Origin of the sequence: Leptospira haakeii, from assembly GCF_002812045.1 — a bacterium.
Classification (GTDB): domain Bacteria; phylum Spirochaetota; class Leptospiria; order Leptospirales; family Leptospiraceae; genus Leptospira_B; species Leptospira_B haakeii.
Genome location: NZ_NPEG01000001.1, coordinates 664,075 through 676,494, shown reverse-complemented (window position 1 = coordinate 676,494; position 12,420 = coordinate 664,075). Strand labels below are relative to the sequence as shown.

15 protein-coding genes are annotated in these 12,420 nt (G+C 39.6%); 3 read left to right on the top strand and 12 right to left on the bottom strand.

From position 1 onward, the window contains the following. Positions 1–14 precede the first annotated feature (14 nt). The gene (locus tag CH377_RS03220) at positions 15–860 is read left to right on the top strand and encodes an inositol monophosphatase family protein (protein ID WP_086447587.1); all 846 of its coding nucleotides are present in this window, start codon (positions 15–17) and stop codon (positions 858–860) included. 47 nt (positions 861–907) lie between these two features. Here CH377_RS03220 and CH377_RS03215 read toward each other — a convergent pair whose 3' ends face one another. The 6 genes from CH377_RS03215 to fliG all read right to left on the bottom strand — a co-directional run bounded on the left by CH377_RS03215 (position 908) and on the right by fliG (position 7,182). After that, positions 908–1,282, bottom strand: coding sequence for a c-type cytochrome (locus CH377_RS03215; protein WP_100722369.1), 375 nt, complete (start codon positions 1,280–1,282; stop codon positions 908–910). Positions 1,283–1,292: 10 nt separating this feature from the next. Next, positions 1,293–1,997, bottom strand: a complete 705-nt coding sequence (locus CH377_RS03210; protein ID WP_165780446.1) for a urate hydroxylase PuuD — start codon at positions 1,995–1,997, stop codon at positions 1,293–1,295. A 146-nt stretch (positions 1,998–2,143) separates the two neighbouring features. Beyond that, positions 2,144–3,343, bottom strand: a complete 1,200-nt coding sequence (locus CH377_RS03205; protein ID WP_100722367.1) for an LIC10025 family lipoprotein — start codon at positions 3,341–3,343, stop codon at positions 2,144–2,146. A 1-nt stretch (position 3,344) separates the two neighbouring features. After that, complete coding sequence (locus CH377_RS03200) at positions 3,345–3,848, bottom strand: hypothetical protein (protein ID WP_100722366.1); 504 nt, start codon at positions 3,846–3,848, stop codon at positions 3,345–3,347. 118 nt (positions 3,849–3,966) lie between these two features. Further along, positions 3,967–5,901, bottom strand: a complete 1,935-nt coding sequence (locus CH377_RS03195; protein WP_100722365.1) for an adenylate/guanylate cyclase domain-containing protein — start codon at positions 5,899–5,901, stop codon at positions 3,967–3,969. A gap of 267 nt (positions 5,902–6,168) precedes the next feature. Then, entirely contained in the window at positions 6,169–7,182 is a 1,014-nt protein-coding gene (fliG, locus tag CH377_RS03185; RefSeq protein WP_008589915.1) for a flagellar motor switch protein FliG, read from the bottom strand. A gap of 133 nt (positions 7,183–7,315) precedes the next feature. On the opposite strand from fliG, the gene CH377_RS03180 reads away from it, so the two are divergent. After that, entirely contained in the window at positions 7,316–7,678 is a 363-nt protein-coding gene (locus CH377_RS03180; RefSeq protein WP_100722805.1) for an arsenate reductase family protein, read from the top strand. 13 nt (positions 7,679–7,691) lie between these two features. Here CH377_RS03180 and CH377_RS03175 read toward each other — a convergent pair whose 3' ends face one another. Genes CH377_RS03175 through CH377_RS03155 form a run of 5 tightly spaced genes read right to left on the bottom strand, consistent with a single transcriptional unit; the run spans position 7,692 to position 11,472 of the window. Further along, entirely contained in the window at positions 7,692–8,681 is a 990-nt protein-coding gene (locus CH377_RS03175; protein ID WP_100722363.1) for an aldo/keto reductase, read from the bottom strand. A 15-nt stretch (positions 8,682–8,696) separates the two neighbouring features. Further along, the gene (locus tag CH377_RS03170; RefSeq protein WP_100722362.1) at positions 8,697–9,314 is read right to left on the bottom strand and encodes an L-threonylcarbamoyladenylate synthase; all 618 of its coding nucleotides are present in this window, start codon (positions 9,312–9,314) and stop codon (positions 8,697–8,699) included. Then, positions 9,311–10,054 carry an SDR family NAD(P)-dependent oxidoreductase gene (locus CH377_RS03165; RefSeq protein ID WP_100722361.1) on the bottom strand — a complete coding sequence of 248 codons (744 nt, stop codon included), beginning with the start codon at positions 10,052–10,054 and terminating at the stop codon, positions 9,311–9,313. The genes CH377_RS03170 and CH377_RS03165 overlap by 4 nt, the downstream gene beginning before the upstream one ends. After that, entirely contained in the window at positions 10,051–10,554 is a 504-nt protein-coding gene (locus CH377_RS03160) for a hypothetical protein (RefSeq protein WP_100722360.1), read from the bottom strand. Before CH377_RS03160 ends, CH377_RS03165 begins: the two co-directional genes overlap by 4 nt. Before the next feature lie 39 nt (positions 10,555–10,593). Beyond that, the gene (locus CH377_RS03155; protein ID WP_100722804.1) at positions 10,594–11,472 is read right to left on the bottom strand and encodes a hypothetical protein; all 879 of its coding nucleotides are present in this window, start codon (positions 11,470–11,472) and stop codon (positions 10,594–10,596) included. Positions 11,473–11,544: 72 nt separating this feature from the next. Here CH377_RS03155 and CH377_RS03150 point away from each other — a divergent pair, with 72 nt between their 5' ends. Beyond that, a complete protein-coding gene (locus tag CH377_RS03150) occupies positions 11,545–12,099 on the top strand; it encodes a nucleoside triphosphate pyrophosphatase (protein ID WP_100722359.1) in 555 nt (184 codons plus the stop codon). Positions 12,100–12,121: 22 nt separating this feature from the next. Here the strand turns inward: CH377_RS03150 and CH377_RS03145 are convergent, their stop codons facing one another. Continuing rightward, complete coding sequence (locus tag CH377_RS03145) at positions 12,122–12,343, bottom strand: hypothetical protein (protein WP_100722358.1); 222 nt, start codon at positions 12,341–12,343, stop codon at positions 12,122–12,124. Positions 12,344–12,420 lie beyond the last annotated feature (77 nt).

Below are 12,420 nucleotides of genomic sequence, written 5' to 3'. Positions count from 1 at the left end.
ACATAAGCCCGAACATGGAATCCTTAGCACCTCCCATAGATTTCCCTCTTGAAGAAGTGAAGAAGAGAGTGAAATCAGTCCAGTCCGTATCCGGGCTTATACTGGAATCCGCTCGCAAACTCCAAAAAGAGATCCGAGTTTTCGGGATCGTAAGTGACTCCGAAGAAAAAGACCGCATTCATAAAGCGGACGAATTGATGGGAAAATTCCTGATCGATTTTATCCGGCAAAACTTTCCAAACGACTCAATCATTTCAGAAGATTATTTCAAACACGAAGGGAGTAATTCTTTCCGTTGGGTTTTGGACCCGATCGATGGATCCATGAACTTTGTAAGAGGGATCCCACTTTATTGCGTATCCGTAGGTTTAGAGCATAGAGAAACTCCAGTGGCTGGAGTTGTATTCGCGCCCGAGTTAGACACACGTTACTCTGCAATTTTAAGCCAAGGTGCATTCAAGAATGGACTCAGAATAGACGTCTCTAACACAGATGCACTTGCAAGATCTCTTTTGGTGTCCAGTTTTCCTACAAACAGAAAGGAAATTTTGAATGAGGTGATCTCGGATATCACTGCATTTATCAGCTGCGGTAGGTCCATGAGAAGAACAGGATCTTTCGTTTTAGATACTTGCTGGGTGGCAGAAGGTGTTCTCGACGGAATCTGGGAGAAGGGCGTAAAACTCTGGGATACAGTCGCAAGCTCAGTGATCTTAACTGAAGCAGGCGGGAAACTCACCGACTTTCAAGGAAAACATTTCTTATCGGGTCAGGCAGAAGTAGTAGCTTCTAATGGAAGGATCCATAAGCAGATCATCGACATTCTTAGAAATGTTCGACTCTCCATAGGACGAAATTAAGTAGAAAGGGACGGCGAGTAGAAACCTGCTCGCCGAAGCCAAAAATCTTACTGCTTCAAAAACTCTTCTAAGGATTTTATCTGAGCTTCCGTAAAATTAAAACGGGTCATCGCAGTACTCTGACGCTTGGGAACATATCCTGGCGGATATTCTCCTCTCATTCTCGCTTCCAATAATTCATAAGAAGAATTAGCCACAGAAGGCCCGACAGCTCCGTCCAGTTTAGGATTGGCATTATGACAAGCTAGACAGTTTGCCATGTATAATCCTCTACCGGCTTCTGCTTCCGGAGAAAGCGGTTTGGATTCTTTACATAAAGAGAATACTGCCGCGAAAATTAGTAAGAGTAGAAAGCTAAAAAAAGAAAGGCGGTGATTACCGCCCTTCTCGCTTCCACTCCGATTGGGTTGGAATGGATTCATTCAATATTCCTTAAGCAGTTAAAAGAACTTCCATCAGAAGATAAGTAACTAAAGCAAAGATCACTCCGCTAGTAATTACCGCTTTTACGGTTTTGATCGGCTTAACAGTAGGTCCATTTTGGTCCGCTCTTAAAGCGTTCACTTCGAAGATCACAATCAAAAGTACGATAATTCCGAGGAAAACTCTCAACTTCTCCGGGCTATAATTAATAGGAAGGTTACGAGCCGCTCCCATTGCGAATAACATTGGAATAGAGAAGAAAGTGTTAGTTCTAGAAGCTACGAAAGCGCGGTTAGCGTTAGGAGCAGGATCTACAGTAGTCTCTCCTTTTGCTTTTGCGATCACAACTTTTTGATTAGGCCAGATAACGAACCAAACGTTCGCCCACATAACCGTTCCAAAAAGTGCACCTACTAGAATTACTACTACCCATTGGGAATTATGCGGAATACCTTGTGCTCCGAGTGCGATAGCGATCATCGCAAGACCGGATAAGAAGGTAAACATTGCGCCCCAACGGAACCACCATAATGCGCGTGGAACTAATTTCTGAGTTGCGTTCTTCTTTGTATCCGCATCAGTTTCGTTGAAGAAAGGACCTTGTACAAAGTTGAAGTAGTACAACATTCCAATCCAGGTTACCCCAGATAAAAAGTGAATGTACTTAACTAAGTAATAAAGCCCGTTCGTGGTGGTAAACAGGGTTAATTCCATGATTCCTCCGAACACAGTTCTAAAAATATTATTCGGTCGTTAACCGAATCCGATTAGGATTATTTGTGAAAGAGGTCCAGTCAAGCAGTTTTGGAAAGTTTCTAAATTGGTTTTATGAACTTCAAGTTTACTTGAAGTTTTGAGGATCATTTACCTCTTAAATCTAATACGATATTTTTTCCTAACTCCGTAAAAAAAGAAGGCTCGTCGTCTTCATCGCTCGACTTGAAAGGAAGAAAACGATCTCTGAAAATTTCAGACTGAGTGGTAAGTAGAACCTTGGTTTTATTCCCGTTACGCTTTGTTTTATTTTCGAAACGTGTCCCGCCCGTGCCGTCGGATCCTTCTACTAAAAGTTTAAAACTTCCTTCAGCATATTCGTCCATATTTCCGGGAATGAAGAAGTTCACAGCTCCCGGAGGAAAGATGGAAAGAAATCTTCCTCCTATCGTAGTTTCCGGAATTTTGCTATAGTATCCAGTGACAGTATCGGTATTACCGGAACGACTGAACTTAAGCGTATATCCTAGTCCACGAATATCAATTTTTAATCCGAAAACATTGATGAACAGATACGTTCTAAGATGTAAAGCTTTGGGAGAAGACCAATACCCTTTAGGAGATTCAGGTATACCTAATATAATTTTTTTTCCTTCATTATAAAATTCCCAACCCTTAGTAAAACCTCCAGGTTGGAATAACTGAAATCTAAAAGCAACCTGGCCCAAACGTTTATTCCACTTTTTATAAGCTATAGGGAACTGTTCCTTCATTCTTTCCGAAAGTGTGTACATCAGAAAAAGTTCCCCATCTTCTCTTTTAATCTCACAATCGAATTGATGGCATAAAAATTTTTGAAGAGGGGAATGTTCCAAAACTTGATTCGGTTCCGCTTTGCGCAGATGTTGTACCATCTCTTCTATCAATGGAAACACATCGAATACGCTCACTTCGGGAGAAAGCATTTCAACTGTTCGAGTAATCTTGTATATTGGTTTTGTATAAAACTCTGTAGGTTCCGTTTTTACAAAGATTGAATATGGACTTTCCGGAAATACAGAAAGGGGAGAATCTGATAATTCCTTCCTAAATCGGCCACTGTTCTCGCTCAAACGAAAAGAGAGAGCAAGATAACCATCTTTTTTATAAAACTTCTCCTCCGAATCTGCTTCCGGATTTCCGTATAAAATCCCACGAACCGGATCATCTTTAAATTCAGTTTGGATAAAGTCTTGGTATTTAAAATATCTTTCAAAGTAATCCGCAACATGTGGATTCTTTTTTACACACCCAAAGAAGGGAAGAACTAGCAAAAGTGGAAGATAAGAAGAGATTCTTTTGTTCATTTTACTTTCCACTTCGGACTAATTTATAAAGTTCAGAAACTTTTGCATCATCTACGGATTCAAAATACTCTTTGTGGATGAGTACACCTTTGGAAGAATATATTCTTAAGAAAGACTTTCCTTCTATTAGACCAGCAGATAAAGCTCCTTTCTTATCCAACAAAATACTTTCGTAATCTTTCTCTTTTTCTTGGAGAATATAATCAAAAACTGCAGAAGGCGCGTTTTTTAAATTTAAATAAGCGGAGAAGATAACGCGATCCTCATCTTTCAATAATGTCTGCATCTTCCAATAGATCTTGCGTCCATGTTTTCTGCAAAGGACAATGTCTTTGAAACTACAACCGAGCAAAAAGTAAGTGTTGCCTCTTGCAGTCGATGAACTAAAAACTTTTCCTTTTTGGTCGGCCAATTTGAAATCCGGAAGTTTTTCCTTTTCTTCTGCGTTCAATCCTAAAACAGAGAAAAGTAAAACGATAGAAACAATCCCGACCTTATACTTCATATTTTAGAATTCCCTATTTGACTGAGGTTAAATTCGGATTACAAAACCAGACAAACATCAGACAGGAGAAGGTTTTATACGTTCCCTTAATTTTAGAAGAATAGATTGAAATTGGAAATTATTTTCTGTGAAGCCTAAAAATCCCGTCCCAATCTCCGGGAGGATCCTGGCCTAGGATCATTTTGGTTCTTTTAGCATACAGTTTTACGATATTATCCGTAGGCTTTTCTTTGTATAATTCCTTAAAAATAGAGAATGCATTCTTGAATTGTCCCGCTTTATAGAGAGCAATTCCTTCGTTCAGTTTCATTTTGGAGCCTTCTTTCCAATCCACTGATTCTGGCTCATCCGCTTGGAAGACCTCGTATAAGATTACAGGTTGAGTCTTGCCTTTTACAATGACTGTATCTATCTCTCTTGCCATAACATCCGAAAGCAAATTCAAACGTAAGAATGTATGATGAGTCACTAAAATTTTGCTTTTATAAAAACCGGAAAGACTTTGGACCCGTGAAGATAAGTTAACAGTATCGCCTACGACAGTCGTATCAATTCTTCTTTCGCTTCCTACAGTTCCTAAGATCAAAGGTCCGGTGTTTACTCCGATTCCTAGATCAGCACCAATGCCTATTCCATCATTCAGAGATTCTACGTAACGAACCATATCAATCGCAGACTGAAGAGCGTTATCTGCAGAGTTGAAGTTGTCCTTCTCCGCTCTATCACTATGATCGGAGAATAATGCCATGATCGCATCTCCGATATATTTATCCACGAAACCTGCATTCTTAAATATGATATCTTCAAATGCGGAGAAGTATTTGTTCAGATATTTGATATTCTCGTCCGGGCTTAACTTCTCAGAAACAGTAGTATAACCTCGTAGGTCCGCAAAGAAGACTGACATCGTCTTTTCTTTTGAATCACCTATTTTGATCTCTACCGGGCTTTCTCTATCTAAGATAGAAATAAATTCAGAAGGTACGAATCTGTAGAATGCATCTCTCTGCTTTGCTATCTCCAGGTTGAGAGCTTGAGATTGTTTGTACAAACTTACATATCTGGAAACTAAAAGACTGATGATCACAAGAATGAAAACGGAGAATGAGATCTTAAAGAAAGGGTAATGGAATCCTGCAATCTTAGTCATTGCATCGATCGTATCCCAAAGCCCGAAAAGACCACAAACACCAATGCCAACAGCAAGTTTAATGGAATCAGGCTTTTTTAAACGGATTGCGTTAGCAGAGAAAAAGATCACATACAAGAGCATCAAAAACAGAAGAATTTGAAAAACAGTTAGATTCGGAAGAACGTATTTATAGGGGAGAACCCAATTCGCTAAAAATAGAATTCCACTTAAAACGCAGAAGGTCCGAATGATCCAAAACTTTCCTTCTTTTTGGTAAAAGAAGTCTTTTGCAAAAAGCATAAAGACGGGTACCATTGGAATGAGTGCCGAAATCTCTCCTCTAAAGAAAAATTCAGTATCAGGACCACCAGGAAAGTTTATAAATTTATTATATATATGAAAGGTCGTAAAATAGAAATATACGGAAGAAAATAGTGAGAAAAGTCCAAAATACAGATAATATATATCCTGCTTTCTGGTTACAAAAAACAGAACATGATAGAAGCCGAATATAAAGTAAATCCCGAAGAGGAATATATCGAAGTATTCCGAAGTTGAATTATATATTTCCTCTAAGGAAGAGATCCTGAAATTTTTAGGATGGTAAAATCCAAAATGATCATTTGCTTTTATAGGATTACTATCCGCCATTCCCATAAAGCGTATTTTGAGATCATTTTTGCCTGCCTTTAAGATCCCATGATGAAGCGGAATGATCAGTCCCTTTACGGAACGATTTTTAGTAAGTTGCCCATCTGTAGGCTCATACCATTCTTCTCTTACTAAAATGCCATTCAGGAAAATTTTCCAGTTCTCACCTATATCTGAAATATAGAGACCGGCCGGAATCTTAAGTAAGTCGTCCGTTTTGTCCAAGTTAAATTCAGTTTTGATCTCAACTTGGTGAAGGCCTGAATCCATTGGGATCTGGAAAAGACTATTGAATGTCCAAGGTAAATTCGGAAGAGGAGTCCAATCTTCAGAACTGGTTTCTTGCTTTTTATTTTTTGGTTCTGTTTTCTTTTCGTTTGGAGTTTCAGATATAAGTCTTCCGGTCCATTCCAGTTCAGAAAAGTCTATCTTTCTAACAGGCTTAGTATCGGAAATACAACCAAACTGAAAAACCAGTAGGGTTACACAGATCCAGAATAGAAATCGTTTGTGAGATATATGGTCCAGGTTCGGACCTCACATAACGAGTTCGTCTTCGCCAGCACGTGCGACAACGATGTCTCCGGATTCTTCCAGCTTACGTATAATGTTAACGATTTTTTGCTGAGCGTCTTCCACGTCTTTAATACGAATTGGTCCCATGAAGTCCATATCCTCTCGGAGCAGGTTCGCTGCACGTTTGGACATGTTCTTAAAGATTTTTTCCTGAACTTCTGTGTCCACAGATTTGAGAGCTTTAGCAAGATCTGAGTTGTCTACTTCTCTCAATACTTTTTGGATCGCGCGGTCGTCGAGTAGTACGATATCCTCGAATACGAACATTCTCTTTTTGATCTCTTCCGCGAGTTCCGGATCTTCCTCTTCCAGAGCTTCGATGATTGTTTTCTCAGTTCCCCTGTCCACAAGGTTCAAAATTTCCACTACTGAATCGATACCACCGGCAGAGGTATAATCCTCACTCGCCAATGTAGAAAGTTTTCTTTCTAATACCCTCTCCACTTCTCGAAGAACGTCCGGAGAAACCCGGTCCATGGTAGCGATCCTTTTTGCAACTTCTGCCTGAATGGTATGAGGCAAACCGGATAGAATGCTAGATGCTTTCTGAGGATCTAAATAGGATAAAATTAATGCAATTGTTTGAGGGTGCTCATTCTGGATAAAGTTTAATAAGTGCTGAGGGTCAGTTCTACGAATAAAGTCGAAAGGGCGAACCTGTAAACTCGAAGTAAGTCGATTGATAATATCGATCGCTTTCTGGTTACCAAGAGCTTTCTCTAATAGTCCCCGAGCGAAGTCGATACCTCCGTTCGAGATGAATTCCTGAGCCATCATAAGCTCGTTGAATTCTACGAGGACCTTCTCCTTATCCTCCGGAGTGATCTTATCTAAACGTGCGATCTCAAACGTGATCTGTTCGATCTCGTCTTCACGTAGATGTTTGAAAATTTCCGAAGATACGTCGGACCCTACGGCGATTAGAAAAATGGCCGCTTTTTGTCTTCCGGTTAGAGAGGTCTTTTTATTCAGCACTTTGAGCGCGTCCTAAGGAATACTATCGGCAAAACTTTCCATTTTCAAGGTAAAGTTTTTTTGTCGGTTCCTACTTGCAAAGACGACATAAATTCCGAATTTGGGAAGGGAAAGCTTTGTAGGAGATCCAACCGTGAAACTGAAAGTTTACGAATACAAAAACTGTAGCACATGCAGAAACGCCCTAAAATTCCTGGAAGGAAAAAAGATCGACTTCGACAAGAAAGCAATCCGAGAAACCCCTCCAACCAAAACGGAACTCAAAAAAATGCTTGGGTATGTGGGTGGAGACTCCAAAAGATTATTCAATACTTCCGGTGGAGATTACAAAGAACTAGGTCTTAAGGACAAACTTTCCAAGATGAGCCTGGATGAGCAGTTCGAACTACTTTCCGGGAATGGAAACCTGGTAAAAAGACCTTTTGTCTTAGGGGAAAATTTCGGACTAGTAGGTTTTAAAGAAGAAGAATGGAAGGCCACTTTAAAAACTAAATAGACCTTCCCACCAATTATCTTCCTATAGAACCCATACTAGTGGCCGGATAACGTAGTCCGGCTGCTGCATCTTTAGGTGCGACCGAATTGATCCTGTCCAAATCTTCTTTGGATAATTTGACAGAACTTCCCCCGATATTCTCTTCCAGATATTTACGTCTTTTGGTACCAGCAATCGGGACTATATCCTCTCCTTGAGCAAGAACCCAAGCTAAAGCAAGTTGACCCGCAGTGACAGATTTTTCGTTAGCGATCTCTTTTATCTTAGCTACTAACTCTAAATTTTTTTGGAAATTCTCTCCTTGGAAACGAGGTGAATTTCTTCTAAAATCTGTTGGATCAAGATCTTCAAATTTCTGGATCTGTCCTGTTAAAAATCCACGGCCGAGGGGGCTATAAGCCACGAATCCGATTCCAAGATCTCTACAAGTTTGTAAGATACCATCTTCCGGATCTCTGGTCCAAAGAGAATATTCGGTTTGTAATGCTGAAATAGGATGAACCTTAGCGGCTCTTTTGATTGTATCAATTCCAGCTTCAGAAATTCCTATATACTTTACTTTTCCCTGTTTTACTAAATCCGCCATTGCTCCTATAGTTTCTTCGATAGGAGTATCTGGATCTACTCTGTGTTGATAATATAGATCGATCGTATCTACACCTAAACGTTTCAAACTTCCTTCGCAGGCTTGTTTCACATATTCAGGTTTTCCATTGTATCCTCTTTTATAAGGATCATTAGGATCTCTCACGATCCCGAACTTAGTGGCAATCACTACTCGATCTCTTTTGCCTTTGATCGCTTTTCCTAAAAGTTCTTCATTTATATGAGGGCCATACATATCTGCTGTGTCGAATAATGTAACTCCCAGCTCTATCGCACGATGTATAGTTGCAATGGATTCAGTATCATCTGTCTTTCCGTAAAAATCAGACATTCCCATACACCCCAATCCTTGTTCGGATACGAGTGGGCCTATCTTTCCCAATTGTCTTTTCTGCATGATTGCCTCCAGGGATTATAATGAGTTGATCTTTTCCATTCCCTTGCCTTCTCTTAAGATGGAAATTCCATCTCCTGTGCAATCAAGAATGGTAGATAATTCGAGCTCTAGGATTCCTCCATCTAAGATCCCATCCACTTTGTTACCGTATTCTTTTTCGATCATGTCCACGTCGGTCACGAACTCATCTTTGAAAAATACCGAAGTAGAAGTAAGAGGATTTGGATGGAGCTCCAACAGAGTCTGTAGATATTTTGAATCGGGAATCCTTATCCCTATATTCTTATCTTTTTGATTCGAGAAAGAAACTCTAGGAAGATGTTTATTCGCCTTAACTACGAACGTATACGGTCCAGGAGTAATTCTTTTCATCAAACGGAACGCTTCATTGGAAAGTTGTTCCATATAGTTAGATGCGGTAGAAATATCTGCGCAAAGAAGAGACAGAGGTTGGTTCTTAGAGATATTTTTCAGTTTGTATAATTTTTCGACTCCAGCATGAGATTGAGAGTCTGCAATCAAACCGTAAACTGTATCAGTAGGAAATACATACACCCCTCCCTCGGATAATTTTTTGGAAATTTGTCCGAGGATCCTCTTTTCAGGATTTTGGGGATGTAATTCTAATATCATATACCGGAAGTAACACCTCCGTCCACGACGATGGTCTGACCAGTAACGTAAGCCGCTGCATCGGAAGCTAAGAAGACTGCCGCTCCTGCAAGATCTTCCGGTCTGCCTAATCTAGACATCGGGATCCTTGCTTTCATTTGCTCTAATACTTCGGGTCTTTCTTTGATCATCTCCGTCATGTCCGTATCAATAAATCCCGGACAGATCGCGTTTACTCTGTATCCGGAACCTGCCCATTCTACCGCGAGGGCTTTGGTCATATTAATTACTGCACCTTTTGTTCCGCAATATACGGACGCAAATTTAGTGCCGACCATACCTAGGACTGAGGCGATATTGATAATGTTCCCGCCTTTTTTCTTATGTATTTTATAGTATGCCTGACTCGCACGAAACACTCCCACAAAATTGGTTTGTGTCACATTTTGTATGTCTTCTTCTTTAAAAAAGCCAGCAGGTAGGTTGGTAGCTACTCCTGCATTATTTACAAGCACGTCCAACTTACCGTGTTTTTTGCTCAATGTTTCAATGATAGAATCCATTGCTCCAGGTTGGCGAATATCAGCTGCAAATGCTTCGATGCCGGATCCTTCTAAACGTTTAATGGACTCGGAAGAAGATCCAGTTCCATATACTGTTGCACCTGCGTCCAAAAATCCCTGAGCGATCTGTCTTCCGATCCCCCTAGTTGCTCCCGTTACTAATACTGATTTACCTGTTAAATCGAATACGTTTTTCAAAATTCTCCTCCCTTGTCGGTAGTTTTAGGTTCCGAATAATACACTTTAGGTTTGCTGCCATTTTGTAATACACCGCAAGGATGTTTAGATCTATCTTTGTCGGATCTTCTTCCGGCGGAAATATCATATCTTTCAAATAGTTTTTTGGAATCTATTCTCATGTTATTTCCATAATCCGTATTGGTTGCCTTGATCTTTTCTTTTTTCTTAGGCACTGGCTCTGTTGGATCGTGAGGTTCCTTTTCCAGTTTGGCTTCTTCTTCTATCTTATAATCGTTCTTTAGAACACCACGATCTATATAATGAGAATATCCTTCGTATTCTTCATGAAACGGATCGCAGTCGGAAAGATCTGGATTTACTACAATCTTATCACAGAATATATCGAACCAATCGCATGTGTTTTCAAAAGTATGATTTTTAAAATTTTGTAGATTGAAACCTCTGCAGGAAACTGAAGTAAGAAAGAATAGAAGGAAGATAATTTTAAATAATTTCATATTCTATTCTTATATTCGGAAAGAAAATCCGAAAGGCCCTTACTTTTTACCTTCGCCATTTGCAGGCGGATTTGTTGAAGTGCTAGTATTCTTACCATCTCCCGGTTTTTTACCGGTTCTAGATTGATAGACACTTATAATTGCCTGTTTTTCTTTCTGGCGATTTTTCTCTTCTGATTCGTTCAAAACTTCCAAACAATCGTCCCAGTATTTTACTTCCTCAGGAGTTAAATAGTCCGTTTCCAAAACTTTATTTTTAGTAAGTTTCTCTTCGGATTCCAATTTTCCTTCTTTGGATTTTTCCAGAAGGATTTTTGCCTTATAAAGTTGCAATAAGCCTTGTTTAGCAAAATATAAATTCTGTCCTTGATTTCCTATCTCTCTTTCTAATTTAGCAGCCTGCCAAGTATCCCTATAAATCTGAAGATGTTTTTCCATAACGGGAATATATTGTTTTCCCGGTGCTTCCGTATTCAGTTTCAGATCCACAACCTTAGGTTGGATATCCTTCTCCAATGCATCAGAACGATTGAAGACTTCTTTTGCCTGAGCTTCTGCAAGTTGATCCAATTTAGTTTTTAAAGTTTGGAATTGGTTTCCTGCTGGTTCCCATTCTCCCCTTTGAAAAGAAGATTCTGCCTTTGAATAATCCGCAAGGCAAGTGTCCCAGTCCGACTTCTTTCCAAAATTTAAAAGACTAGTCCTAAGATATCGTAAAGATATCCAAGATTTTTTACGCAAAGAATACGCTCTAGATTTTGGATCTACATTTGAGTTAGTCGGTTTGGTCTCCGGACTATCGTTAGGTGCAACTTTTTTAGCTTCCTGGGAATAAGAAGAAGTGAAAGCCACTAGTGAGACAAGAATTACCGAAACTTGGGTGCGTATAGAGAAGAATGATCTAAAAAATAAATTCATTGGTTCGATCCGTGCGAACATTGATACCGGGAAAAGGAGTGTCTGGCAAGGCTTTTCTTTCAGGATGGATATATGCTTATTCTGAGATCCCAATCTCCTAGAAGAAAAGAGATCTTACAGTCCTTAGGATTACATTTCCAAATCCTACCACTGCCCATAGACGAAACTAGTCTTCATGAAGAAACACCTGTTCGTTATTTGGAAAGAGTGACCTTAGCAAAGCTCGGACCAACACCAGATGATTCGGAAGATGTAATCTTAGCCTCAGATACAATTGTAGTTTTTCAAAATAAGATCCTCCAAAAACCCTCAGATGAATCGGAAGCATTTTACATGATCTCAGAACTTTCCGGAAACACACACCAAGTGTATTCAGGGCTTGGTATCATGACTAAGAACGAAAAAATTTTCGAGTATGATGTTTCTGAAGTGGAATTCTATTCTTGGAAGGAATCTGAAATTTTAGAATATATTAAAATTTGCAAACCTTACGACAAAGCAGGATCATATGGGATCCAAGATTCGAATTCTCCTGCGAAAAATTTCCAAGGATCTTATTCGAATATCTTAGGCTTTCCGATCCGCAAATTTTTCTTATACCACACTCTTTGGAGCAGGTTTCTTTGATTATTGAATGGAAGAGGGGGAATTAAACGTAAAGATCTAGAAATCGACCTTTAGATGTGGAAGATTCCTGGGGTGCAGAACTTCCTTCCGGGCCATAAAGTTTTAGAGATTTTCGTAAGTCAGAGAAGTCCCTTTGGCGAATTGGCTCAATTGCGGGAACCCTAGACTGATTCAAGATCGGCTTGATATAAGTAAGATAATCTTCTTGAGCAGAAATTCTCTGTACGCCGTCGCTGATTCTCATTTAGCCTAAACCTAGCTAAAAGATCGGAAAAATATCGGATTTACTTTAGGAAAAGAATCGGATCATCCGCTTGACTA